We start from the raw sequence: 24,675 nt of genomic DNA on the forward strand, positions 1-24,675 counted from the left end.
GGGGAGGCTACTTTTTGATGCCCAGATACGCCAGGATGTCGTCGTAGTTACCGCCCTCGTTGGAGTACAGCGCATAGTTTTTGGCCGTAGCAAACCACTCCTTGGTGCTGGGCCGCACCTGTTTGGCCGCGGCCAACAGGTGGCTTTGCTGCACTGGCAGCGGCTTGCCCGCCTTCATCGACTCGCGCAGGCAGCCTTCCACGGCCACATCCACCACGGCCTGCAGGTCGGCCCCGGAGAGGCCGGCGGTTTGGGCGGCCAACGCAGCCAGGTTGATGCCAGCGGCTACGGGCTTGCCACGCAGCAGCACTTCCAGAATGGCTACGCGGGCGGGCTCATCGGGCGGGGTTACCAGCACAATCCGGTCGAAGCGGCCAGGGCGACGGAAGGCCGGGTCGAGGTGCCAGGGCGCGTTGGTAGCAGCCAGAATCAGGACGCCGTCGTTGGAGTGGCGCGCCCCGTCCAGCTCTTCCAGAAACTGGTTGATGAGGGTGCGGCCTGCACTCTGGCGCAGGTCGTGGCGGTTGGCAGCCAGGGCGTCTACTTCGTCGAAAAACAGCACGCAGGGCGCCTGCACGCGGGCCAGCTCAAACAAGTCGTGAAGCTTCTTCTCACTCTGGCCCATCCACATGTCCAGAATGTCGTTGATGCCCACGTGAATAAAGGAGGCCTTCACTTCTCCGGCCGTGGCGCGGGCCAGGTGGGTTTTGCCGCAGCCGGGCGGGCCGTACAGCAGCAAGCCACCCCCGGCGGCTTTGCCATAAGCCTTATATAAATCCGGGAACTGCAGCGGATGAATGATTTTGAGGCGGATTTCTTCTTTCACGGCTTCCATGCCGCCCACGTCGCCGAAGGTAATCTTGGGCTTCTCCAGGCCCGCAAACAAAGCCCGTTCATCGAGGCCCTGGTCGGCGGAAATACTGGCGGTGTAGTCGGCCGGGGCCCCACCGCCGGCGGGCTGGGCGGCGGGGCGCAAACCCAGTTGCTCATCAAGCGCCGCGTCGCGCAGCCGGTTATCCAGCTGCAGGGCCTGCTGGTAGGCGGCACGGGCTTCGTCGGGCGGACCACCGGCGCGGGCCAGCACGCGGGCGTGCAGCAAGTGGGCCCGGGCGTGGTCGGGGTGGGCACGTAGCAGCTCTTCCAGCACCACCAGCGCGGCCGAGGTTTTCTGCAGGGCCGCGTAGGTTTCGGCCAGGCCCAGCTGCAGCTCCTCGTCGTCGGGAGCCTGACGCAAGCCGGTGCGGTAGTGGTCTTCGGCTTCGGCCAGGCGCCCGGCCTGCAGCAGCAGAGCGGCTACGTGGCGGCGCAGCGGCACATTTTCCGGCGAAAAAGCCAGAGCATCCAATAAGGGTTGTAAGTCGGAAGGATTGGGAAAAGCAGCCATAGCAGACACCTGGGGATTGGTGCGCAAGCTACGCGTTTTGCCCCCAAGCAGCCAGCAGCGGCCGGCGGTGGCCGGCATTTTTTGCGTTGCCACGGGAAGATGCTTCCGGCCGACTTTGCTGAAAGGGAAATGAGAAAATAATTTGGTAAGGCCTTTGTTGAGAGGGTGGGAAGCTATGGAATGATTAAGAAAATCGATGATAGACCTAAAATTATACAGTCAGTATGTCGAATTATGTAGGTGATAGTGTAAATTGACCCTTGAAAATAAAGTACTATACAAATTAATCAACTTATGAGTCATTCTGCCGCACTGCGTCCTAGTTATAGTCTGCTGACTTTGGCTGGGCTTATTCTTCTGAGTACCATCGCCGCTTTTGTAGAGGTGCCGCATCCGGCCGCGGCCCCAGGCAGTCTGAATGGGGCCGACATGGCCTGGATGCTCACCGCCACGGCTTTTGTGCTGATTATGACGCCCGGCCTGTCGTTTTTCTACGGCGGCATGGTGCGGCCCAAAAACGTCATTTCCACGATGCTCCAAAGCTTTGTGGCCCTAGGTGTTATTTCCCTGGTGTGGTACTTCGTCGGGTTTTCCCTGGCCTACGGCGACTCCTGGCACGGCCTGATTGGCAACCCGCTCACGTTTGTGCTGCTGCGCAACGTGGGCACGGCGCCCCACCCGGTGTTGTCGCCGAGCATTCCTTTCGTGCTATTCTTCGCCTTTCAGCTCAAGTTTGCCATTATCACGCCGGCCCTGATTACCGGCTCGTTTGCCGAGCGGGTGCGCTTCAAGGCATATTTGGCCTTTATGGTGCTGTTCTGCATCTTTATCTACTGCCCCCTGGCCCACTGGACCTGGCACCCCGAAGGCTTCCTGCGCAAGTGGGGCGTGCTCGATTTTGCCGGGGGCACCGTGGTACATATTTCGGCCGGTATTGCTTCGCTGGCCGCAGCACTGGTACTGGGCCCCCGCTCGGTGCACGGCCGCAAAACATCCTTTGTAACCCCCAACGTGCCCTACGTACTGCTGGGAACCGGCTTGCTGTGGTTTGGCTGGTTTGGCTTCAACGCCGGCTCGGCGCTGGGCGCCAATGAGCTGGCAGCCCTGTCGTTTGTGAACACCAACATGGCTTCGGCCGCGGCTCTGGTGGCCTGGTTGCTTATCGAGGTGGTGCGGGGCGGCAAGCCCACGGCCATGGGCGCCTGCATCGGGGCGGTCGTAGGTTTGGTGGCCATTACGCCTGCCGCCGGCTACGTCACCTACGGGCAGAGTGTGCTTATCGGGGTGCTGGCTTCGCTCATCAGCCAGGCGGCGGTGCACTGGCAGAACAGCCGCACATCCATCGACGACACGCTGGATGTGTTTCCCTGCCACGGCCTGGGCGGTATCGTGGGCATGCTGCTCACGGGTGTGTTTGCCGATAAAGTCGGCCTGATTCACGGTTCGGCCACCACGTTTGGCTACCACGTGCTGGGGCTGGCCATCGTTATTGTCTTCACCTTCGCCGGCGCCTGGGTACTGCTGAAAGTCACGGACCTGTTCTTCGGTCTGCGCGTGAAGCCGGCGCAGGAGGAGCTGGGCCTCGACCTGAGCCAGCACGAGGAGTCCACCTACCACATCGACGAAGAATTTGAGCAGACCTACCGCAAGGAGCAGGTGGGCGAGCGAATCTAGCGCTAGCCGCTGGGGTTTGCCACCGCCCGGCTTTTACGCAGTTATTAACTACATATTGGTAAGCAAAAGGGCCGTTGGGTAAAACCAACGGCCCTTTTGCTTCTACCTCCGTGTTCGGGCAAACTGCCGGAACAGTGGTTCAGCCCAGCTTGCTCAGGAAAAAGGCGGCCAGAAAGCCCAGCACCGTGATAAGGCCGGTGAAGTTGTGGGCCACCGCAAATGCCTCCGGAATCATCGTGTCGGCTATCATGGCCAGCACCGCGCCGGCGGCTACGGCCGTGGTGGCGGCTACTACCTCCTGGGAAAAGTGGCTGAAGATGGTGTAGCCCGCCAGGGAAGACAGGCCCGAAATAAGCGTAATGCCGCCCCAAAGCAGAAACACGTAGCGCGCCGGCCGACCGGCTTTGCGCATGCCGGCCGCGCTGGAAAGTCCCTCGGGCAGGTTCGAGAGGAAAATAGCCACCACGGCCACCACACTCACGACGCCGCCGGCCAATAAGCTCAGGCCGATGACAATGCTTTCCGGGATGCCGTCGAGCAAAGCTCCGATGGCCAGGGCCAGGCCGTTGTCGTCGCCGGGTTCGGTGTCTTCCTTGGCCCCGGCCTGTACCTTCTGGCGCTCCTCTTTCTGGTGCTCGCCCGAGCGTTTGCGGTGCTTGGCGCCCCGGCGGGCCAGCAGCCAGTTGGCCAGCGTGTAAACGGCCGCACCTCCGACAAAACCCAGTCCGGTCGAGTCGAGGCCGCCTTTTTCGTAGGCTTCCTCCATCAAATCCAGGGAAAGCGTCGAAATCAGCACGCCGCTGCCAAAGGCCATAACGGCGGCTATAATGCGCTGCGGCACGTGGGCGTAATACCCGATGGCAGCACCGAGCAGCAGTGCCGAGCCCGAAACCAGGCCCCAGAAGCCGGCAACAACCCAAGTGGGAAAATCCATGTGTGGTGAGGTAAGAAAGAGCGGTACTTAAGGCCTGGCCACGGCCAGAACCGTAGTGCATACTTGTTCCGGCGCGGCATGGTTGAGCTGTCGGCCGGGGAAGTCAGCAGCGGTTACTCCCGGTACCGGGCCAGCACCTGTTGCAGGGCGGCTTCCTCCAAACCCCGCACCTGCACCTTTTTGAACGGCGCCGTGTGGCCCGTGAGCAGCTCCACGCTGGATTTGCTGACGTTGAATACTTCCGCCAGATAAGCCAGCAGGCAGGCATTGGCTTTGCCGTCGTGGGCCGGTGCTCTCAGGCGCACCGTGAGGCTGCCATCGGGCGCCACTACCAGCCGGTTTTCCCGACTGTTGGGCTTGGCTTTCAGGTGCAGCGTAACGGACATAGCAGGGAGCAACAAGCCGCCAAGATACTACTTCCCCGGAGTGGGCTCCGCGGGCTTGCCCAGCCGCGCCTGCCCGAAAGGGCACTGGCTCAGCAGCACGCAGCGGCCACAGGCAGGCGTGTGGAAATAGCAGCATTTCTGCCCGTGAAACATGAACGCCTCGTGGTGGTCGTACACCTGCTGGGCATCCCAGTCGGGGGGGAGCAGGGCCTCGAGGAGCTTGTGAGCGGGGCCTTCGCCTACTTTGGGCCCAATGAGCCCCAGACGCTGGGCCACGCGGTGGTGGTGGCTGTCGACGGGCATGGCCGGAATGCGCAGGGAGCTGAACAGCAGGGTGGCGGCGCTGGTTTTGGGCCCCACCCCGGAAATTGACTCCAGCCAGGCGCGGGCCTCAGCCACGGGCATGTCGGCCAGAAACGTCAGGTCGCAGGGGCCGCCGCACCGCTGGCTTATTTCGCGCAGCACGGCCTGAATCCGGGGCGCTTTCTGTTCGGGCCAGGTGCAGGGATTTATAGCCGCTTCTACTTCGGCCGTAGGCGCGTCGCGCACTTCTTCCCAGGTCGGAAACCGGGCCCGCAGCTGCTGGTAGGCTTTGTGCGACTCCTGGTTGCGGGTGCGGTGCGAAAGCAAGGCGCTGATTAGCTCACTGAGGGCATCCTTGGTGCTGAAAAAGCGGAACGGCGCCCCATATTCGGCGCACAGCTGCTCGTGAGCCCACAAGGCCCGGGCCTGGCAGGAAGCAAAGTCGGTGCAGACAGAAACGGTATTTTCCACTCTTGGCCTTACGCCCGGCAGCCCGGCGGGTTGTTGAGCCGGCCGGCCGCAGCGGTTGAGGCAGTAAGCAGTAAGAGGTTGGGCGGACGGAGTCGAAGTACCGACAAAGGCCGGCTGCTTGGCAGCAGTAAAGGAAAAAGCCCCTTCGACAACCGGTACCGGCGGCCAAAGAGGCTTTTGCGGGGAAAATGGCTAATTGAAAGAGCTACTTCAGCAGCTGCTCCAGCAAACTGATGCTGTCGACCATATCGGTGCCAGTTTCAAAGTCTACGGGCTTCAGGATGTAGCCGCTGATGCCCAGGTTCTGGGCCCGCAGCCGGTCGATGTCCATGGCCGAGGTGGTGGTGATGAACACCGGAATTTCGCTGAGCTCGGGGTGGCTGCGCAACTCGACCAGAAACTCGTGGCCGTTCATTTTGGGCATGTTCAAATCCAGCAGGATTACCTCCGGCAGCGGCTGAATGGCCTCGGCGCCATTTTGGCCGAGCAGCAGGTCTAGGGCTTCCAGGCCGTTGAAGGCCGTGTAGAGCTTGTGCTGGATACTAAACTTTTCGAAGGCTTTCTGCACGGTCATCGTGTCAAAAAAGTCGTCTTCTACCAACAAAACAGAGCGCATAAGCCAGGAATACAAGAAATACAGGAGGGAGAACGACACCGGGTCCGGGCCTCAGCAAAAACGGTGCAAGCTAGCGTCTATATTGCTTTTTCGGTAACAGAAACTTTCGGCCAGGTGAAAATAAAAGCGGTGCCGTGGCCCGGCTCCGAGCTGACCCGGATGCTGCTTTTCTGCTCATCCAGGATTTTCTTCACGATGCTCAGCCCGATGCCGGTGCTTTCGGCCGTGTTCCGGTCGCGCAGGGTCTGGAAAATCAGGAAAATCTTCTCGTGGTATTCCGGCGCGATGCCCGGCCCGTCGTCGGCCACGGTGAATTCGTACTCCTTTTTGGCCTCCGTGCAGCTCACCGTGATGGTGCCCTGGCCCCGGTGGTGGTACTTCACCGCGTTGCTGAACAGGTTGGTGAATATCTGCTGCAGGCTGAGTCGGTCGGTAACCAGCAGGGGCAGAGCAGTGGCAATGTGCAGGTGAAAATCGGGGGGCACCACCATGTCGCGCACTTCTTCCACCAGCTGCTGCACCTGTACCTGCTCCAGCTTCTGCTCGGTGCGCCCAATGCGGGCGTAGGCCAGCAGGCCGTTGATGAGGTCTTCCAGGCGCGTCAGGCGGCCCTTCATCATGCCCAGGTACTGGCGCATCTGCTCCGACAGCTCATTGGTCAGCTCGTCTTCAATCCACTTCACTACCGTCATTACGCCCCGCAGCGGAGCTTTCAGGTCGTGGGAAGTCACATAGGCAAACTGGTCCAGCTCCCGGTTGCGGTTTTGCAGGGCTCCGAAGGTGTCGTCCAGAGTCTGGGTCATGCGGTTGAGCGAGGTGGCCAGGTTGCCCAGACTGTCCTTTTCCTTGTCTTTGATCTTGACCTTGTAGTCGCCCTGCACCACCTGGTTGGCCAGGTTTTCAATAATCTGAATCCGCTGGGTGGTAGCGTGGTGGATGCTTTCCAGCTCCTGCTGCAGCTTTTCGTTGGCCGCAATTTCCCGGGATATTTTCTGAAACAGCCACAGCGTAATCAGAATGGCCAGCGTGGCCGAGGTGATGATGGTAATGGGCGTGATGGTTTCAAACACGTTCTGCAGCCGGTTGCGCTCAGCCAGCAGCTTCAGCTCGTCGGCCTTCATGCGCTCAAACAGGCTGGTGATGGCGCGCATCGTCTGGCGGCCAGTGTCCAGGATGGTCTGCGTGGACGAGCTGGTCACCGACCGGTTGGGGTCCAGCAGCAGCCGCATATTGCGAAACTTCTGGTCCACCAGCTGCCGCATCGAGTCGAGGCGCACGGTTTGCCCGGCATTGTCGCCCGTCAGGCTTGCCAGGCGTTCGAAGCCGCGGCCTATTTCCTGCTGGGAAACGTCGTAGCTCTGCAGATACGACGTATCGGCCGTGAGCAGGTAGCCCCGCACCCGCGACTCAGCCTCGCGCACCCGCGAGGTGAGCTGCTCGGTTTCCTGAATCACGCGGTAGGTGTGCTCTACCTGCCGCGTCTGCACGGCCAGCTCCCGGATGCTCAGAAACGAGGCAATAGCCGTGAGCAGCAGCACGCCGGCCGCCACGGCAAAGCCCAGCAGAATTTTGGTGTTAAGATTAAGTCGCATAGGCTGCAAACCTACGGGCTTCGGCGCACTTGCCCTAGCGAAACTGCGCCCGGGGCGGGGCGTACCGCCGCGGGCTGCGTACCTTCGCGACTGTCTTTGCCCGCTTTCGCCTATGCCCGCCGCCGACCCGATTACCAGCCCCCAGAATCCGCGCATCAAAAACCTGCTGCGCCTGCAGCAAAAAGCCTCCGAGCGGCGCGAGCAGCAGCTCACCATCATCGAAGGTCACCGCGAGCTGACCATTGCCCACCAAGCCGGCATCGAGATTCGCAGCTTGTTTATCTGCCCCGAGCTGGCCGGTGAGGGGCGGCAGCGCGACCTGCTGGCCGCGCTGGGCCCGCAGCTGGAGTGGTTCGAGGTATCGAAAGCCGTGTTTGAGCGGGTGGCCTACCGCGAAGGCTCCGACGGCGTGCTGGCCCTGGCCCGGCCCCCGCAGCGCCAGCTACGCACCCTGGAGCTGCCCGCCAACCCGCTACTGCTGATTCTGGAGGCCGTCGAGAAGCCCGGCAACCTGGGCGCAGTGCTGCGCACGGCCGACGCCGCCCAGGTCGACGCCGTCATCGTCTGCGACCCGCGCACCGACCTTTACAACCCCAACGCTATCCGCTCCAGCATCGGCTGCATCTTCACCGTGCCCACGGTGGCCTCCACCCGCGAGGAAGTGCTGGCTTGGTGCCAGGAAAAAGGCATCCGGACCTACGCCGCGGCCCTCACGCCCGATGCGCTGCCCTACACCGACTACGATTTCCGGGGCCCCACCGCCTTCGTGATGGGCACTGAAGCCGACGGCCTCACCCCCGAGCTGCGCCAAGCCTGTTCCCACACCATCATCATTCCCATGCGCGGCTACATCGACTCGCTCAACGTGAGTACCGCCACCGCCGTGCTCACCTTCGAAGCCGTGCGCCAGCGCCAGTAGCCGTTTTGTTTCTGTTAGGCCCATGACCGAACACCGCATTCTTCACATTCACGGCCGGGTACAGGGCGTGTTTTTCCGCCAGAGCACCCGCGCCGAAGCCCAACGCCTGAGCCTGACCGGCTACGCCCGCAACAACGCCGACGGCTCGGTCACCATCGAAGCCGAAGGGCCCACCGCCGCCCTGGATGCGCTGGAAGCGTGGTGCCACCACGGCCCGCCCGCCGCGCGGGTCGATAGGGTGGAGGCCGGGGCGGGCGCCCTGGAAGGCTACACCGTCTTCGACATCCGGCGCTAGACCGACGGTTACAAGGAGCAGACCAAGCCAGGCCGGGGCCTTATAATTTGGTCACGCGCTGGGTGAAAGTGCCCGCCGCAGTTTCTATCCGGATTACATACATGCCGGCCGCCAGCGCCGAGAGGTCGAGCTGGTGCCGGGTGCCAGTGAAGGACGAGGCCAGGTGCGGCTTGCCCAAGGCGTCGTACACGGTCAGGTGGCCCGTTGTGGCAGCGGGGGCCTGCAGCATCAGGTAGTCGGCAGCCGGTACGGGGTAAATCTGCCAGCCCGCCTGGGTGGCTTTTTGTTGGCCCAGAACAACATTCGACAGGCTGAAGTCCTTGACCGTGATGGTGAGCTGCTCGGTGGTGACGGCGCTGACCTGCACGCGCACCCACCCCATGCGGTCAACCGTAAGGCTCATCAAGCGAATGGCCACGTAACCGTCCTCAGTGGTCAGCCAGTTGCCGAAGCGGTTGCTGCCTGCCGGGTTGGAGCCCAGCCGCGTTAGCCAAGAAAAGCCGTAGGGGTAAATCGTGCTGCGGTTGGCCCACATCCGCGACGGTACCAGCGGGTTGGGCTGCCGTATGTTGTGCTGTATTGTGTCGCCGGGGACAAACCGCGCAATCATGGGCGTTTGAATGTCGGTGTACAGACGGATGTCATCGTGCAGCGGCATCAGGCGGGCTTCGGCATCCGTTGGGAAAGAGCTGCTGCTGGCATAAGCCGTAAATTCCAAGTCGTTGCGCCCGTCCTGGTTCAGGTCCAGTAAGCCCGATACAATGTTGGGCCCTGCCCGCCGGGCCGTCAGCACCTGGTCGGGCACCAAGTCGGTGTAGCGGGAGGGCATAATGTCGCCGGTTAGCACATATTGGGCCTGGAGCGGCCGGCTAACACCGCCCAGGGCCAGCAACAGGCCGCAGCGCAGCAGAAGAGAAGAGTAGAGGTTAGCGGCCATAGAGCGTTGATAATGTTTCCTGAATATAGACAGGTTTCGGCTTACGCAGCCACAAAAAAGGAGGTCGGCCCTTTTTGGGGAATACACCTCCGGGCCATTTTCTTGTTCGACGCCGCCGCATTTTCATACGCGGGCCGGTAGCGTACCGGGAAGCCAAGTTGAAGGCTAGAGCCACGGCTCGTACGGGGCCGGCTGGCTTCACACCCGCCGAATCTTCTGAACCCACACGTCCAAATCGTCGGCGGCGTACAGCAGCGGGGCCCCAGCCGGGGTGGGCAGGCCATGGCTCTCCACAACCGTCGATTCCCAGGAGTGCAACGTAGCGGTGCGCAGGGCCCAGGGGGCGTGGTACAGGTCGCCGCGCCACAGGTGAGGGCCGCTGATGCCGCTGAGCAGGTCAGGTCCGGCCGTGTAGAGATGGTAGCGTTCCGTGAGAAAATGCTGCAACGTGCCGGGCACTGAAACCGGTAATTGGCGGCCGGGCGTCCAGGAGGCGGAAAAAGTAGCGGCGGCGGCACCCGGGTGCCGCCGCTCGGCCTCGGCCCGTAGCGTGGGCCCGGTTTGGGTCAGGCGCATGCGGGCGTGCAGGTAGGGCAGGTGAAACAGGGTGCGGGCCGCCCACACGCCCAGCGGCTGGGTGGCATCCAGCGACAGAAACCACACGCCGGGTACGCCATCCAGCCGGGCGTAGGTGCGCACGTTCAGCTCGTGCAGGCGGTTCAGGCCGGGCACGGCCGGCAGCCCCAGTGGCCGGATGCCGCTCATCGTAAACGGCACTACGCCCAGCCATGCCTGCCCGTCGAACAAGTCCAGTTCCAGCCGGGCCGGTAGGTACGGCCGCAGCACTGCCGGGGCCACGGGCCAGTGGGCAAACAGCAGCTGGCTCCAGCGCTGCCGCATCAGGGGCAGGCGGGGCCGGGAAGAAAGTGGGGCGGGACTCATACGGGCGGATAACAAGCTAAGCCCGGAAAAAGCTGAACCGGGGCCGTCCTAAAGCAACAAGGGGTGCAGCCACCGGCTGCACCCCTTATTGAAATTCCTGATCAACTGAACAGTTAGTCGATTTTCTTGGCCGAGCGCAGACGCTCGTTTTCGTCGAGCAGGATCTTACGCATCCGCACCGACTTAGGCGTTACTTCCAGGTACTCATCCTTCTGGATGTATTCCATGGCTTCTTCCAGCGAGAACTGGCGCTTGGGCACAATCTTGGCGTTTTCATCCGAGCCCGAGGCGCGCATGTTCGTCAGCTTTTTGCCTTTCTGGATATTGATGGTCAAGTCGTTGGGGCGGGTGTGCTCCCCGATAACCTGGCCAGCGTACACCTCTTCGCCTGGATCCACGAAGAACTCACCACGGTCCTGCATCTTGTCGATGGTGTAAGCGGTGCCGGCACCGGTGTCCATCGAAATCAGCGAGCCGGAGATACGGCCGGGAATTACGCCTTTGTAGGGCTCGTAGGCCGAGAAGCGGTGGTTCATGATGGCCTCACCAGCGGTGGCGGTCAGCACGTTGTTCCGCAGGCCAATCAGGCCGCGGGCCGGGATGTTGAACTCCAGGTGCTGCAGGTCGCCCTTGGGCTCCATGATGGTCAGCTCACCTTTGCGCATCGTCACCAGCTCAATAACCTTACCGGCGGTTTCCTCCGGTACGTCGACCACCAGGTGCTCGATGGGCTCCAGACGGTTGCCGTTGTCGTCCTCGCGGAACAGAACCTGGGGCTGACCAACCTGCAGCTCGAAGCCTTCGCGACGCATGGTTTCGATCAGGACCGACAAGTGCAGAATACCGCGGCCATACACGAGGAACGTGTCTTCCTTATCGGTTTCCTTTACGCGCAGGGCCAGGTTTTTCTCGGTTTCCTTGAACAGACGGTCACGCAGGTGACGCGAGGTCACAAACTTGCCTTCTTTACCAAAGAAGGGCGAGTTGTTGATGGTGAACAGCATGTTCATCGTCGGCTCGTCGATGCTGATAACGGCCAGACCCTCGGGGTTCTCGGCGTCGGCCAGCGTATCGCCAATGTCGAAGCCTTCGATGCCGGTTACGGCGCAGATTTCGCCGGAGCTAACCTCGGTAACTTTGTTTTTGCCCAAGCCTTCGAACACCTGCAGCTCTTTGATCTTCACTTTCTTGATCGTGCCGTCACGCTTCACCAGGCTCATGGTAGCGCCTTCACGCAGCGTGCCGCGGTGTACGCGGCCGATGGCGATACGGCCCACGAACGACGAGTAGTCGAGCGAGGTAACCTGCATCTGGGGCGTGCCCTCCAGGGTAGGAGCGGGCGGGATGGAAGCCACAACGGCGTCGAGCAGCGGGATGATGCTGTCGGTTTTGGTTTTCCAGTCGGTGCTCATCCAGCCCTGCTTCGAGGAGCCGTACAGCGTCACGAAGTCCAGCTGGTCTTCGTTGGCGCCGAGGTTGAACATCAGGTCGAATACCTGCTCGTGCACCTCGTCGGGGCGGCAGTTTTCCTTATCGACTTTATTTACCACCACGATGGGCTTCAAACCCAGGTCAATGGCTTTGCCCAGTACGAAACGGGTCTGGGGCATGGCACCTTCGAAGGCATCGACGAGCAGCAATACGCCGTCGGCCATCTTCAGTACGCGCTCCACCTCGCCGCCGAAGTCGGCGTGACCGGGGGTGTCGATGATGTTGATTTTAACGTCCTTATAACGGACGGATACGTTCTTGGAAACGATGGTAATGCCCCGCTCGCGCTCCAGATCGTTGTTATCGAGGATCAGGTCGTCGAACTGCTGGTGTTCGTCGAACAGCTTCGAGGCGTGGATAATCTTGTCCACGAGCGTAGTCTTGCCGTGGTCAACGTGCGCAATGATTGCGATATTCCGAATGTTCTGCATACAGATGGTTTTGCGGGTGCAAAGGTACGCATTTCTGTTGGCAAAAGCCCGAGTTATCAAAATGTTAGCTGATTCAGGCTGAAAGGCACGGCCTTACCTAAACCGAACCGAAGCCCTGCCGCGTATGTTTCCTGCCTGCAGCGGGGCTCTTGCTTGCGTTGCGGTACTCCTAATTTTTTCAGCTGTCTTCGTATGCGCACCTCCTTTCTGGTTCTATTGCTCTCCTCATTGACCCTAAGCTCGGCCTGCTCCCAAAAGCGTCAGAATCTGGCCGCGGAGAAGCCCCAGGCTGCTACTCAGCCCACGGCGGCGGGCAAACAATATCCCAAGGCCCAGCCCGTAACGCACCGGCCCGACGAGTTTCCGATTCGCAAAACCGACGCCCAGTGGAAGGCCCAGCTCACCCCGGCCCAGTACTTTATTCTGCGCCAGCAGGGCACTGAGCAGGCCTTCAATAATAAATACTTCGACAACCACGAAAAAGGTTCGTACTACTGCGCCGCCGACCACAACCTGCTCTTCACCTCCGAGGCCAAGTTTGAGAGTGGCACGGGCTGGCCGAGCTTCTGGGCCCCGGCTACCGACAGCAGCCTGAAAGTAACCACCGACAACACCCACGGCATGAGCCGCGACGAACTGGTGTGCGCCAAGTGCGGCGGCCACCTGGGCCATGTCTTCGACGACGGCCCCAAGCCCACCGGCCTGCGCTACTGTATGGACTCGGACGGGATGGTTTTTGAGAAGGCCAAATAAAAGTGCCCGATATTTGTTGGGCCCAGTAACAGCCCGCCGAGCACTTCGGCGGGCTGTTATGTTGTAGGGCCAGTCAAGACAAGATTCTGTGACTGTGTCGTTTTCTTTGCTTCCGCATCTCTTTTGCTATGATTTCCACCGACCCAATCCGCACGCTCCAGCAGCAGCTGGCCCCCAGCCGGGAGCAGCTGGTAGCCCACAACGTGTACCAGGGCATTCAGTCCTTGGAGCATCTGCGCCAGTTTATGCAGTACCACGTCTTTGCCGTCTGGGACTTTATGTCGCTGCTCAAGTGCCTGCAGCGCGACCTGACCTGCGTGACCGTGCCGTGGGTGCCCCGCGGTAATCCGGCCACGCGCCGCCTCATCAACGAAATCGTGCTGGAAGAGGAAACCGACGTAGACCAGCACGGGCAGCCGGCCAGCCACTTCGAGCTGTATCTGCGGGCCATGGAAGAGTGCGGGGCCGATACCCAGCCGATTCGCCGCCTGCTTGATGCGCTGTCGGTGGGCGAAACCGTGGAAATGGCCTTGCTGAAGGCCAAGGTGCCGTACGCCGTACAGCAGTTCGTGCTCAGTACGTTCAACGTCATCAATACCGGCAAGTCGCACGCGGTAGCGGCGGCCTTCACCTTTGGCCGGGAAGACGTTATTCCGGATATGTTCCGCCACCTGGTGACCGACCTGAACCAGCATTTCCCCGGTCAGCTCGAAACCTTCATTTATTACCTGAACCGTCACATTCAGCTCGACGAGGAAGTACATACGCCCCTGGCCGAGCAGATGGTGCGCGAATTGTGCGGCACCACGGCCGAGAAGTGGGAGGAGTGCCGCGAGGTAGCCATGCGCTGCATGCAGGCCCGGGTGGCGCTGTGGGACGGAATTCGGCAGGCCATGAGTCCGGCAGTGCCGGTTTCCACTGTCGGCTAACTTCCGGAGGCTGCTGCGCGTTGTAGGAGGGCAGCCCGTGTGGGCTGCCCTAACTATTTCGCCATGTCGTTCTTTTCCATATCTACCCTGGGCCGAATGGCGCTGCTGCTGAGCATTGGCTGGCTGGCCGCCTGCACCGCCTCCCAGGAAAGCAGTGCCGAGGTTGACCGCGCCCCGCTTCCCGACGCTATTCGTACCGATGCGGACCGCCAGGCAGCCTACAACAGCAACGGCGGCTACGGGGGCTCCGTGCCCGACGCTACGCCCGGCCGGGTGCCGGTGCGCGAGCAGGCCAGTGGCATCAACTCCCGCAAGCGGGTAGAAAGCGTGAATACCAACGACCCCAACAACACAACGCCCGAAACCCGGCTGCGCCGCCTCAATGGCGCCCCGCTCGACACAACCCGGCGCCTGCCCTAGAGCCAGTAACCACAACGAGCCGGCCCCTAAAAAAGAGAACCGGCTCGTTGAAAAAAGCGTGGTGTCTGTTAGCTGCTGGCTTCGTCGCCGGATGTTTCCTGCGCCGCCGGAGCGGTGGCCGCTGCGGGCTTCTGGCTCCGGGGAGCAGTGCTGGTCGAGCCGGTAGGCCGGCCCCGGCGGGCGGGGGCCGTTGCAGCCGATGCCGCAGGGCGGGGCTTCCGGGGGGAGCTGCTGGTTTTGCTGGCCGCGCCATTTAGCGTCTTGCGGCTGCTGGTTTCGGCGGACGATGCCGTACCGTTGCCAGTAGAGATGCTGTCGGAAGCGGCCGTCGATGCGTTGCCATCGTAATGACGCACGATGGTGTGCAGGGCTTCTTCAAACATGCGCTCGGTGTCAACATCCAGGCGCTTGGTTGCCTCTTTGACTACTTCCTTAAGCTTGGCTTTCGTTTCTTTGCGGATGCGGTCTACTACTTCCTTCAAGCGCAGATCCAGTTCCTTCTGCAGCTGCTTGGCCGCCGTTTTCAGGGATTTTTTCTGACTGGCTTTTTTCTCGGGGCGCTTGTCAACCAAAACAGCCGAAGCACGAGCCGCCTTTTTTTCGGCTTTGCGCTGCGCCTTTTGCGTGGGGTCTTTCTTAGCCTTTTTCTCGGGCTGATCTTGAGCAGTTTTTTTCATGGGGCGGAAGGGGAGTAAGTGAAATAAGCTGACACAAAAACAGCGGTAATAAGTAGCGTCGCTGTGCCCAAATGTAACCGTATTTACCTGTCGTGCTACATTAAGGTTTTAAGACCCCATTAATACTTTTAAATCCTTGTTTCTTTGTGGGTCAATACGCGAATTACTATTCGTGAAAATGGCTCTTTTCTTCACCGAATTTCTGATGTAATGTCTTCTATACAATCTGAACCTCAGCGCTATACCGTCACGGCTGCCTTGCCCTACGCCAACGGCCCCGTGCATATCGGGCATTTGGCGGGGGTGTATTTACCCGCCGATATCTACGTGCGCTATCTGCGCTCAGCAGGCCGCGACGTTAAGTTTATCTGCGGCTCTGACGAGCACGGCGTGCCTATTACTATCCGGGCGCAGAAAGAGGGCGTAACGCCGCAGCAGGTGGTCGATAAATACCACGCTATTATCCGCGACTCCTTCGCCGACTTCGGCGTCTCATTTGATATTTATTCGCGCACCTCTTCCCAAACGCACAGCGAAGTCGCCAGCGGCTTTTTCAAAAAGCTTTATGAGGATGGGAAATTCATTGAGCAGACGTCGCAGCAGTACTACGACGAGAAAGCCGAGCAATTTTTGGCCGACCGCTACATCGTAGGTACTTGCCCCAACTGCGGCAACGAGAATGCCTATGGCGACCAGTGCGAAAAATGCGGTTCGTCGCTAAGTCCTACCGAATTAATTTCGCCCCGTAGCATGCTCAGCGGCAACCAGCCCGTGCTGCGCGAAACCAAACATTGGTATTTGCCCCTCGACCAGTACGAGCCCTGGTTGCGCGAGTGGATTGTGGAAGGCCATAAGTCCGACTGGAAAGCCAACGTGTACGGGCAGTGCAAATCCTGGATTGACCAGGGCCTGCAGCCCCGCGCCGTCACCCGCGACCTGGACTGGGGCGTGCCCGTGCCGGTAGAAGGGGCCGAGGGCAAAGTGCTCTACGTGTGGTTCGACGCGCCCATCGGCTACATTTCTGCCACCAAGGATTTATTGCCCGATACCTGGGAAACGTATTGGAAGGATAGCGGCAGCAAGCTGGTGCACTTTATTGGCAAGGATAATATCGTGTTCCACTGCATCATTTTCCCGGCGATGCTCAAGGCCCACGGCGATTATATCCTGCCCGATAATGTGCCGGCCAACGAGTTCCTGAATCTGGAAGGCGACAAAATATCCACGTCCCGAAACTGGGCGGTGTGGCTGCACGAATATCTGCAGGAATTCCCCGGAAAAGCCGACGTGTTGCGGTATGTATTGTGTGCCAACGCTCCGGAAAACAAAGACAACGATTTTACCTGGAAGGATTTTCAGGCGCGCAACAACAACGAGCTGGTTGCCAACCTCGGCAACTTCGTGAACCGTGCCGTGGTGCTGACGCACAAATTCTTCGCGGGCAACGTGCCAGCTATTAGTGGCGATTTGCAGGCCATTGACCTAGAAGCGCTGGCCCAATTAGCCGAATTTCCGCAGCGTATCGGCGAGCTAATCGAAAATTACCGCTTCCGCGACGCACTGAACGAATTAATGAACCTGACGCGCGTTGGCAATAAATACCTGGCCGAAACGGAGCCCTGGAAATTAATTAAAACCGACGAAGCCCGCACCGGAACCGTGCTGCACGTGGCCCTGCAAATTGCAGCCGGTCTGGTGACATTAATGGAGCCTTTCCTGCCTGCATCGGCGGCTACGCTGGGCGAAATGCTACACCTCGAAAAAGGAACCTGGCAAACGGCAGGTCGCCCCAACGCACTGGCGGCTGGCCACCCAATCGGTGCGGCCGCGCTGCTGTTCGACAAAATTGAGGATGCCACCGTGGAAGCCCAGGTGCAGAAGCTGCTGGATACCAAAAAAGCCAACGAGCTAGCCAATGCCGTGGTAGAGCCCGCCAAGGAAGACATCAGCTTCGATGAGTTCGGCCGCATGGATTTGCGCGTGGGTACGGTGGTAGCGGCCGAAAAAGTCGCTAAAACCAAGAAGCTGCTCAAACTCACCGTCGATACGGGCCTCGACCAGCGCACCATCGTCAGTGGCATTGCCGAGCACTTTATTCCCGAGGCCCTGGTGGGCCAGCAGGTGTTGGTGCTGCTGAACCTGGCGCCCCGCGAAATCAAAGGCATCCAGTCGCAGGGTATGCTGCTGCTGGCCGAAAACGCCGACGGTTCCCTGCTGCTTATGCAGCCCGGCCAGCACGTGCGCCCCGGCAGCCACGTGGCGTAGCAATAATTGTTATTGCGAGACGCAGCCGTGGCCAGCTGTCCTTTTACCAGAAAGCCCTTTTCAGAATGTTCTGAAAAGGGCTTTTCGCTTTACGAAGGTCTCCGCATTTCAGCGGACGGATTGCTTCGTCCTTCGTGCTCGCAGCGACACGCGTTTAGTCATCAGCACATTATTCTTTCACATTTACCACGTTCATAGCGCGCTCCAGGCCGATGGTAGCAAATGCCAGAATAGCGTCGGCGGCTTTTTCGATGCGCAGGGGCAGGTCGATTTTTTCATCCGCCGAAAATGGGTTCAGTACATAATCCACCTGCCGGCCTTTGGGGAAATTGGCATCGACGCCGAAGCGCAGGCGGGCATACTCATCGGTGCCGAGCGTTTCCTGAATGTGCTTCAGGCCATTGTGTCCGCCGGCCGAGCCTTTGCCTTTCAGCCGCAGCTTACCGTAGGGCAAGGCCAGGTCGTCGGTAACAACCACCATGTTTTCCTTCGGGATTTTCTCACTGGTAAGATAATGCGCGGCGGCTTTGCCGCTCAGGTTCATGTAGGTAGTAGGTTTCACCAGCACCAGCGTTTTGCCCTTGTGCTTTATTTCGGTGACAAACGCGTGGCGCTTCAGCTCAAACTGCGCGTCGTGCTTGGCAGCCAGATAATCGGCCACCATAAAACCGATGTTGTGGCGCGTATCGGCGTATTCGGGCCCGATGTTGCCCAGGGCCATGACGAGAAACTTCATAAGGCGAAATACGGGGTTTTAACGCAAGAAATCCTGCCCCGCCGAGGCAGGACAGGATTTCCTTACTTACCGCAGAGCGGAGAGATATTACTTGTCGGCGTTCATCTGGCCTTTCAGGGCACGTGGGATGGCAACGGTAGCAATCGGAGCAGCACCGTTGGTCAGGATGGTGAAGTTCTGGGCTTCCACCTTGCTTACCTTGATTGACTTGCCCAGCTCGAGGTCCGAGATGTTCACTTCAACGTAGTCGGGCAGGTTTTCGGGCAGCGCCTTTACTTTCAGCTTACGCAGCTTGCTTACCAGCTTACCACCGGCCAATACGCCCGGCGAAACACCAACATATTTCACGGGGATGTCCATCTTCACTTCTTTGCCTTCCTGCAGCAACAGGAAGTCAACGTGCAGCAGCATTTCGTTCACGGGGTGGAACTGGGCATCCTGCACGATGGCGCGGTACACGGTGCCTTCAACGTTTACGTCAACAACGTGTACGTCGGGCGTGTACAGCAATTCGCGGAAGAGGATGGCCGGAGCCGAGAAGTGCACCTGCTCGTCGCCACCGTACAATACGCACGGAACATACGAGTCAAGACGCAGTGCTTTCGCATCCTTCTTACCGAGATTCGCTCTTTTAAACCCTACAATCTCGAGGCTTTTCATAAGCTTGTGTTTTTGAGAAAAAGTAAATTGTGTTTTCCCGGCCAAGCTGACAATCAGCCCAAAACGGGCCGCAAAGATAGCGCTATTGTTTTATAAATGGAAACCGATTACTTAATCAGATCAGATAGTAGGGCATCAGCACTAGTTTGCCCTTGCGAGCAACGCGAAGCAATCCGTCCTCTGAAATGTGCTCAGCTATCTAAACTGAAAAGCCCTTTCCCACGCGAGTAGGAAAGGGCTTTCTGGTAAAAGGTTGTGTCGTACTGCGCAGAGGACGGACGGCTTCGTTCCTCGCAAGGACACACAAAGACTATACTATATAAACAGCGAGCTAATGCTTTCGTGAGTCACTACGTTGCGGATAGCCTGGGCAAACAGATTGGCCAGGGAAATGACCTTGACCTTGTGGTTTTCCTCTTTCAGCGGAATCGTGTCGGTAATGACGAGCTCTTCCAGCACCGAGTTGCGAATCCGCTCGTGGGCCGGACCGCTGAGCACGCCGTGGGTAATCACGGCCCGCACCGACTTAGCGCCGCGTTCCATCAGCAGCTCGGCGGCTTTGCAAATCGTGCCGGCCGTGTCCACGATGTCGTCCACCAGTACCACGTTCATGCCCGTCACGTCGCCGATGACCTGCATGGAGGCAATTTCATTGGCCCGCAGGCGCATTTTGTCGCAGACGACGATTTCGGCTCCGAACTTCTTGGCAAATGCCCGGGTGCGGACTACGCCGCCTACGTCGGGAGAAGCGAAGATCAGGTCATCCAGCCCCAGGGACTTTATATAAGGCGCCGAAACGGTGGCTCCATCCAGATGATCGACGGGAATATCGAAGAAGCCCTGAATCTGGCCCGCGTGCAGGTCGCAGGTCATCAGGCGGTCGGTGCCCACGCTCTGAATGAAGTCGGCCACTACTTTGGCACCGATGCTTACGCGGGGCTTGTCCTTGCGGTCCTGGCGGGCGTAGCCGAAGTACGGCATCACCACCGTCACGGAGGCAGCCGAGGCGCGCTTGGCGGCATCTACCATCAGCATCAGCTCCATCAGGTTTTCGGCCGGAGGGTTGGTGCTCTGAATGAGGAATACCGCGCAGCCCCGCACGCTTTCGTTGAAGCTAGGGCCGAGTTCGGTGTCGGCGAAGCGCTGAATGCTTAGGTCGCCGAGTTGGGTGCCGTAAGCTTCGGCAATTGCTTTACCGAGTTCAGGAGAAGCGTTTCCTGCAAAGATTTTAACCTGCTGAGCCATGGAGAGGGGAAAGGGGGCGAAAAACGGAAGAAACTGAAAAAGCGAAAGGCGCCGATTCTTCCGGGGAGGAAGGATCAGCGCCTTTCGCGTTACTTAGTCGGTTGTCCGACCAGGGCTCGAACCTGGACTTTCTTGAATCAAAATCAAGCGTGTTGCCAGTTACACCATCGGACAATTTCCAAGCGGCGACCGGTGTGGGTGTGCCGTTTGGGTGTGCAAATGTACTACGGGAAAGATTCAAGGCAAATTTATCCACAAAAATTTTTCGAGAAATTTTCGGGCTCGGCTTCCTGAAATATGCGGTTTTTGCCCTTATGGGCTGATAATCAGGCCGGATTGGGGGTGAAAAAAAGGCCCGAACTTTCCTCTGGCCGGGCTTTGGCAAAGCCGGGATTAAGCCGTAGTTTTGCACCCTGAAAACGTTGCACCCATCTATATAAAGACTCGCAATGGCGAATAACGGTAAAATCACCCAGGTAATCGGTCCCGTTGTGGACGTGAGCTTCGCGGGTGAAGGCTCTAAGCTTCCCAATATCCTCGACGCACTCGAAGTCACGAAAGACAACGGCCAGGTAGTAGTCCTGGAGTGCCAGCAACACCTCGGTGAAGACCGTGTGCGCACCATCGCTATGGACTCGACCGAAGGTCTGACCCGCGGCGCGGTAGTGCGTAACCTGGGCGCTCCGATGTCGATGCCCACCGGCGAAGGCGTAAAAGGACGCTTGTTCAACGTCATCGGCTACGCCATCGACGGCATTCCCCAGCCTAAGAGCGACGGCCCGATGTCGATTCACCGCCAGCCGCCACCCTTCGAGGATCTGGCTACGTCGTCGGAAATCCTGTTCACGGGTATCAAAGTAATTGACCTGCTCGCTCCCTATGTAAAGGGTGGCAAAATTGGTTTGTTCGGTGGTGCCGGTGTAGGCAAGACCGTACTGATCATGGAGCTGGTAAACAACATCGCTAAGGCGTATGCTGGTCTGTCGGTATTTGCCGGTGTAGGCGAGCGTACCCGCGAAGGCAATGACTTGCTGCGCGAATTCATTGAGTCGGACATCATCAAGTACGGTGAGGAGTTCAAGCACTCGATGGAGCAGGGCGGCTGGGATTTGACCAAGGTTGACCAGAACGAGCTGCTCAAGTCGCAGGCTACCCTGGTGTTCGGTCAGATGAACGAGCCCCCCGGAGCCCGGGCCCGCGTTGCCCTGTCGGGTCTGACCATTGCGGAGAACTTCCGCGACGGTGATGGCACCGGCGCTGGCCGCGACATCCTGTTCTTCATCGACAACATTTTCCGCTTCACCCAGGCAGGTTCGGAAGTATCGGCTCTGCTGGGCCGGATGCCATCTGCCGTAGGTTACCAGCCCACGCTGGCTACCGAAATGGGCGCCATGCAGGAGCGTATCACCTCGACCAAGCGTGGTTCTATCACGTCGGTACAGGCCGTATATGTACCTGCCGATGACTTGACTGACCCGGCTCCGGCTAACACCTTTGCTCACTTGGACGCCACGACGGTACTGTCGCGGAAGATTGCTGAGCTGGGCATCTACCCCGCCGTGGACCCCTTGGACTCCACCTCGCGCATCCTGTCGATTGAAGTTCTCGGCGACGAGCACTACAACACGGCCCAGCGCGTGAAAGAGATTCTGCAGCGCTACAAGGAACTGCAGGACATCATCGCCATCCTGGGTATGGACGAACTCTCGGAAGAGGATAAGCTGACTGTAACGCGTGCCCGCCGGGTGCAGCGCTTCCTGTCGCAGCCCTTCTTCGTAGCCGAGCAGTTCACGGGCCTCGCCGGCGTACTGGTTGACATCAAGGATACCATCAAAGGCTTCAACGCCATCATCGACGGTACCTACGACCACCTGCCCGAGGCTGCCTTCAACCTGGTAGGCACCATTGAGGACGCCGTAGCCAAAGGCGAGCGTCTGATTTCGGAAGCCAAGTAAATTTCTAATGTGAGGAATGTGCTGATGGGGGAAATGTGGAAATGAATTGTTTTCACGCCCGCATCAGCACATTCAGCACATTTATACATTTCTCACATTAGAAACCATGCATTTAGAAATCATCACGCCGGACCGCAAAGTGTTTGCTGGCGACGTAGTGTCGGCACAGTTTCCGGGTACCGACGGCCTGTTTGAAGTCCTGAACAACCACGCCCCGCTGATCAGCGCCCTCAAATCGGGTGATATCACGGTAGTGGGTGCTGCCGGCCGCGAATCCTTCCGCATCGAAGGTGGCGTGGTGGAAGTGCTCCGCAACAATGTGATTGTATTGGCCGAAGGCGCGGTTGCGTAACCAGCCTGGCCCACAGAAAAGCCCCGCATCTGGCAACAGGTGCGGGGCTTTTCTGTGGCCAACATTTTCTGATGCTATTCACTAGCAGCAAGCTGAAGAAGATTCTGCTTAGCATAACTTGCACTACCCACCCACTGTATCTTGTAAGGATTTAGTATATGCGTAAGCTGATTTTTTCTTTGCTGCTGGCCTTGGCTTCCCACGCTGGCTACGCGCAGAATTATAACAGTGACTTTCGGCGGGCTATGCAGGCCCAGGATACTGCCAAGGCCCGCAAGGTGCTGACTAGCTGGCAGCAGAAAAAGCCTCAGGACCCCGACTGGTACGTGGCCCGCTTTAATTACCTGCTGAAGCAAGCTTACCGGGTGGTGGTCAGCTCAGATCCGAGCAAGCAAGGCGGGATGGTGTTCAACAAGGCCAACGGCGAAGCGGCCGGCTCTATTGGGGAAGGATACGAACCCACTCTGCTGGCCGCGGCCCGCACCACGCTGCGGGAGGGAATTGAGTTAGCTCCAGACCGGCTGGATATGCGCTTTGGGTTGGCCAAAACCTACGAGATGACCGGGGAGGCAGCGGCGGAAATTGACGTGCTGGCGGCAGCTCTGGCCGACCGGCAAACTAGTGGTAAGCCCTGGCGGTGGCGGGATGGAGCGGCTTTACCCGCCGCCGAAGCCAATTTTTTGCCCGAAAGCATGGAAGAGTATATGCTCCCATACTGGCAGATGCAGAGTGCTGAAGCCGATGAGGTGGTACGGCAGATGGCAGAGCTGCTGGTCAAGTATTATCCGGCCAGTTCTTTGGGGCCATTTAACCTGGCGACTTATTACGCGCAGAAAAAACAGTGGGGAAAGGCGCTGGAATTGTTTCAGCAAGCTAATGCTCGCAAACCCAACGACTGGCAGACGCTGGCTAATCTAACCAAAGTAGAGATTGAGCTGGGCCACAAAGAGCAGGCGCAGCAGTACCTAACGGCCCTGCGCAAGCTGCCCGAGGGCCGCCCGGCCGCTACCGACCTGAGCAAGGAAATTCAGCAGCTGAAATAGCGCGGCTCCTGCCGTGGCCTTACCTTGCCGACTCATTTGCTTTTTGCCTGTCCTCCACCCATGAAGATTGCTCCCAAAATCACTCCGATTTACCAGACCTCCGTGTTCAAGTTCGACGACCTGAACGAACTGGAGCAATATTTTGGGGAGCCGGGAAGCCGGTATATGTATTCGCGCAACGGCAACCCCAACTCGGACGAGCTGGCCGCCGCCGTAAATACGCTCGAAGGCGGCGCGGGTGCAGTAGCCACGGGCTCGGGCATGGCGGCTATTTTTGCCGCTATTCTGGCTTGCTGTCAGGCCGGTGACCATGTGCTGTGCGCGGCCGACATCTACGGCGGCTCTTCTTCCTTGCTGAACGCCGAGTTGGGCCGCCTGGGCATCACGGTAACCTACGTGCCGTTCGAGCAGCTCTATGAGCTAAACGGTTTCGTGCAGCCTGCCACCAAGCTGCTGCTGGCCGAGACAATCAGCAACCCGCTGCTGCGCGTGGCCGACCTGCGGCGTCTGGCTGCCGAGTGCCATCGGCACGGCCTGAAGCTGGTGGTCGACAATACGTTTGCCTCCCCCGTTATTACCCGGCCGCTGGAGCTGGGGGCGGATATTTCGCTGCACAGCGTCACGAAATACATTTCCGGGCACAGCGACGTAACGGCGGGCGTGGCCGTAGCCGCCGACGAAGAAGTGGCCGCGCGGCTCAAGCAAATCGGGGTATTGTATGGCCTCACGCTGAGCCCGATGGAAAGCTGGCTGGCGGTGCGCGGTCTGAAAACGCTACGGCTGCGCATGCGGGAGCACAGCCACAATGCCCTGGCGGTAGCAGAGTTTCTGAGCCAGCACCCGAAAGTGCGGCAGGTATATTACCCGGGCTTGCTTGATCATCCGCAGCACGCGCTGGCCACGGAGCAGGGCGCGGGTCTGTTCGGCGGTATGCTCTCTATTTTACTGGAAGATGAGGCCGAGGCCGTCAACCGCTTTATGCAGCGCAGCCAGAAGTTTCCCTTCGCGCCTTCTCTGGCTGGTGTCGACTCTTCTATGTCCTACCCCCTCGGCACATCTCACCGCTACCTGACGACCGAGCAGCAGCAGGCGCTGGGCATAACGGTAGGACTGGTGCGCCTCTCCATCGGGATTGAGCCCATTGTAGAACTGCTGGCTGACTTGGACCACGCGCTGGAGTAGCACCAGGACAATGTACCAGAGCGAATAACTTTGTACTACGAGGGCTGAGTTTTGTACTGCATGTACTTACGAAGGAACCTTAT

The 24,675-nt window shown here is 59.4% G+C and carries 24 protein-coding genes and 1 tRNA gene; 11 read left to right on the forward strand and 14 right to left on the reverse strand.

The features are described 5' to 3' along the window. Positions 1 to 7: 7 nt before the first annotated feature. Complete coding sequence (locus LGH70_RS18705) at positions 8 to 1,384, reverse strand: ATP-binding protein (RefSeq protein WP_226188799.1); 1,377 nt, start codon at positions 1,382 to 1,384, stop codon at positions 8 to 10. 294 nt (positions 1,385 to 1,678) lie between these two features. Here LGH70_RS18705 and LGH70_RS18710 point away from each other — a divergent pair, with 294 nt between their 5' ends. Further along, a complete protein-coding gene (locus LGH70_RS18710) occupies positions 1,679 to 3,058 on the forward strand; it encodes an ammonium transporter (RefSeq protein ID WP_226188801.1) in 1,380 nt (459 codons plus the stop codon). 139 nt (positions 3,059 to 3,197) lie between these two features. On the opposite strand, the gene LGH70_RS18715 is transcribed toward LGH70_RS18710, so the two are convergent. The 5 genes from LGH70_RS18715 to LGH70_RS18735 all read right to left on the reverse strand — a co-directional run bounded on the left by LGH70_RS18715 (position 3,198) and on the right by LGH70_RS18735 (position 7,360). After that, positions 3,198 to 3,992, reverse strand: coding sequence for a ZIP family metal transporter (locus LGH70_RS18715; protein ID WP_226188803.1), 795 nt, complete (start codon positions 3,990 to 3,992; stop codon positions 3,198 to 3,200). Between the two features lie 113 nt (positions 3,993 to 4,105). Beyond that, the gene (locus LGH70_RS18720) at positions 4,106 to 4,378 is read right to left on the reverse strand and encodes a DUF167 domain-containing protein (protein ID WP_226188807.1); all 273 of its coding nucleotides are present in this window, start codon (positions 4,376 to 4,378) and stop codon (positions 4,106 to 4,108) included. Positions 4,379 to 4,405: 27 nt separating this feature from the next. Continuing rightward, a complete protein-coding gene (locus LGH70_RS18725) occupies positions 4,406 to 5,152 on the reverse strand; it encodes an endonuclease III domain-containing protein (RefSeq protein ID WP_226188810.1) in 747 nt (248 codons plus the stop codon). Between the two features lie 205 nt (positions 5,153 to 5,357). Beyond that, on the reverse strand, positions 5,358 to 5,768 hold the full coding sequence (locus tag LGH70_RS18730; RefSeq protein WP_226188812.1) for a response regulator: 411 nt from the start codon (positions 5,766 to 5,768) through the stop codon (positions 5,358 to 5,360). 77 nt (positions 5,769 to 5,845) lie between these two features. Next, positions 5,846 to 7,360: a sensor histidine kinase gene (locus LGH70_RS18735; RefSeq protein WP_226188814.1), complete on the reverse strand. Its 1,515-nt coding sequence runs from the start codon at positions 7,358 to 7,360 to the stop codon at positions 5,846 to 5,848. A gap of 112 nt (positions 7,361 to 7,472) precedes the next feature. Between LGH70_RS18735 and LGH70_RS18740 the strand changes: the two genes are divergently transcribed. Further along, positions 7,473 to 8,279: a TrmH family RNA methyltransferase gene (locus LGH70_RS18740; RefSeq protein ID WP_226188817.1), complete on the forward strand. Its 807-nt coding sequence runs from the start codon at positions 7,473 to 7,475 to the stop codon at positions 8,277 to 8,279. Positions 8,280 to 8,301: 22 nt separating this feature from the next. Beyond that, positions 8,302 to 8,574 (forward strand): acylphosphatase, encoded by a 273-nt coding sequence (locus tag LGH70_RS18745; RefSeq protein ID WP_226188820.1) that lies wholly within the window; start codon positions 8,302 to 8,304, stop codon positions 8,572 to 8,574. Positions 8,575 to 8,614: 40 nt separating this feature from the next. On the opposite strand, the gene LGH70_RS18750 is transcribed toward LGH70_RS18745, so the two are convergent. From LGH70_RS18750 to typA, 3 genes are all read right to left on the reverse strand, one after another. Further along, positions 8,615 to 9,511 carry a T9SS type A sorting domain-containing protein gene (locus LGH70_RS18750; protein ID WP_226188823.1) on the reverse strand — a complete coding sequence of 299 codons (897 nt, stop codon included), beginning with the start codon at positions 9,509 to 9,511 and terminating at the stop codon, positions 8,615 to 8,617. A gap of 198 nt (positions 9,512 to 9,709) precedes the next feature. Further along, positions 9,710 to 10,453, reverse strand: a complete 744-nt coding sequence (locus LGH70_RS18755) for a YqjF family protein (protein WP_226188826.1) — start codon at positions 10,451 to 10,453, stop codon at positions 9,710 to 9,712. A 113-nt stretch (positions 10,454 to 10,566) separates the two neighbouring features. Then, entirely contained in the window at positions 10,567 to 12,375 is a 1,809-nt protein-coding gene (typA, locus tag LGH70_RS18760) for a translational GTPase TypA (RefSeq protein WP_226188829.1), read from the reverse strand. 192 nt (positions 12,376 to 12,567) lie between these two features. Here typA and msrB point away from each other — a divergent pair, with 192 nt between their 5' ends. From msrB to LGH70_RS18775, 3 genes are all read left to right on the forward strand, one after another. Next, positions 12,568 to 13,128, forward strand: coding sequence for a peptide-methionine (R)-S-oxide reductase MsrB (gene msrB, locus LGH70_RS18765; protein ID WP_226188832.1), 561 nt, complete (start codon positions 12,568 to 12,570; stop codon positions 13,126 to 13,128). Positions 13,129 to 13,256: 128 nt separating this feature from the next. After that, the gene (locus LGH70_RS18770; RefSeq protein ID WP_226188835.1) at positions 13,257 to 14,057 is read left to right on the forward strand and encodes a DUF3050 domain-containing protein; all 801 of its coding nucleotides are present in this window, start codon (positions 13,257 to 13,259) and stop codon (positions 14,055 to 14,057) included. A gap of 63 nt (positions 14,058 to 14,120) precedes the next feature. Next, entirely contained in the window at positions 14,121 to 14,477 is a 357-nt protein-coding gene (locus LGH70_RS18775) for a hypothetical protein (RefSeq protein ID WP_226188837.1), read from the forward strand. Between the two features lie 68 nt (positions 14,478 to 14,545). Here LGH70_RS18775 and LGH70_RS18780 read toward each other — a convergent pair whose 3' ends face one another. Then, positions 14,546 to 15,154, reverse strand: a complete 609-nt coding sequence (locus LGH70_RS18780; protein ID WP_226188841.1) for a hypothetical protein — start codon at positions 15,152 to 15,154, stop codon at positions 14,546 to 14,548. Between the two features lie 210 nt (positions 15,155 to 15,364). Between LGH70_RS18780 and metG the strand changes: the two genes are divergently transcribed. Then, positions 15,365 to 17,419: a methionine--tRNA ligase gene (gene metG, locus LGH70_RS18785; RefSeq protein ID WP_262905409.1), complete on the forward strand. Its 2,055-nt coding sequence runs from the start codon at positions 15,365 to 15,367 to the stop codon at positions 17,417 to 17,419. A gap of 169 nt (positions 17,420 to 17,588) precedes the next feature. Here metG and pth read toward each other — a convergent pair whose 3' ends face one another. From pth to LGH70_RS18805, 4 genes are all read right to left on the reverse strand, one after another. Continuing rightward, complete coding sequence (pth, locus tag LGH70_RS18790; protein ID WP_226188844.1) at positions 17,589 to 18,155, reverse strand: aminoacyl-tRNA hydrolase; 567 nt, start codon at positions 18,153 to 18,155, stop codon at positions 17,589 to 17,591. 87 nt (positions 18,156 to 18,242) lie between these two features. Further along, positions 18,243 to 18,815, reverse strand: a complete 573-nt coding sequence (locus tag LGH70_RS18795) for a 50S ribosomal protein L25/general stress protein Ctc (protein WP_226188847.1) — start codon at positions 18,813 to 18,815, stop codon at positions 18,243 to 18,245. Between the two features lie 315 nt (positions 18,816 to 19,130). Further along, positions 19,131 to 20,060 carry a ribose-phosphate pyrophosphokinase gene (locus LGH70_RS18800; RefSeq protein WP_226188850.1) on the reverse strand — a complete coding sequence of 310 codons (930 nt, stop codon included), beginning with the start codon at positions 20,058 to 20,060 and terminating at the stop codon, positions 19,131 to 19,133. Between the two features lie 101 nt (positions 20,061 to 20,161). Further along, a tRNA-Gln gene (locus LGH70_RS18805) sits at positions 20,162 to 20,234 on the reverse strand. Positions 20,235 to 20,509: 275 nt separating this feature from the next. On the opposite strand from LGH70_RS18805, the gene atpD reads away from it, so the two are divergent. The 4 genes from atpD (at position 20,510) to LGH70_RS18825 (ending at position 24,592) form a co-directional block, all read left to right on the forward strand. After that, positions 20,510 to 22,015: a F0F1 ATP synthase subunit beta gene (atpD, locus tag LGH70_RS18810; RefSeq protein ID WP_226188852.1), complete on the forward strand. Its 1,506-nt coding sequence runs from the start codon at positions 20,510 to 20,512 to the stop codon at positions 22,013 to 22,015. Positions 22,016 to 22,121: 106 nt separating this feature from the next. Beyond that, positions 22,122 to 22,367, forward strand: coding sequence for an ATP synthase F1 subunit epsilon (atpC, locus tag LGH70_RS18815; protein ID WP_135496997.1), 246 nt, complete (start codon positions 22,122 to 22,124; stop codon positions 22,365 to 22,367). Between the two features lie 158 nt (positions 22,368 to 22,525). Next, positions 22,526 to 23,410: a tetratricopeptide repeat protein gene (locus tag LGH70_RS18820; protein WP_226188855.1), complete on the forward strand. Its 885-nt coding sequence runs from the start codon at positions 22,526 to 22,528 to the stop codon at positions 23,408 to 23,410. 60 nt (positions 23,411 to 23,470) lie between these two features. After that, positions 23,471 to 24,592: a trans-sulfuration enzyme family protein gene (locus tag LGH70_RS18825; RefSeq protein ID WP_226188857.1), complete on the forward strand. Its 1,122-nt coding sequence runs from the start codon at positions 23,471 to 23,473 to the stop codon at positions 24,590 to 24,592. The last annotated feature ends 83 nt before the right edge of the window (positions 24,593 to 24,675 follow it).

The organism is Hymenobacter nitidus (assembly GCF_020447315.1).
In the GTDB taxonomy this organism is placed as follows: Bacteria; Bacteroidota; Bacteroidia; order Cytophagales; family Hymenobacteraceae; genus Hymenobacter; species Hymenobacter nitidus.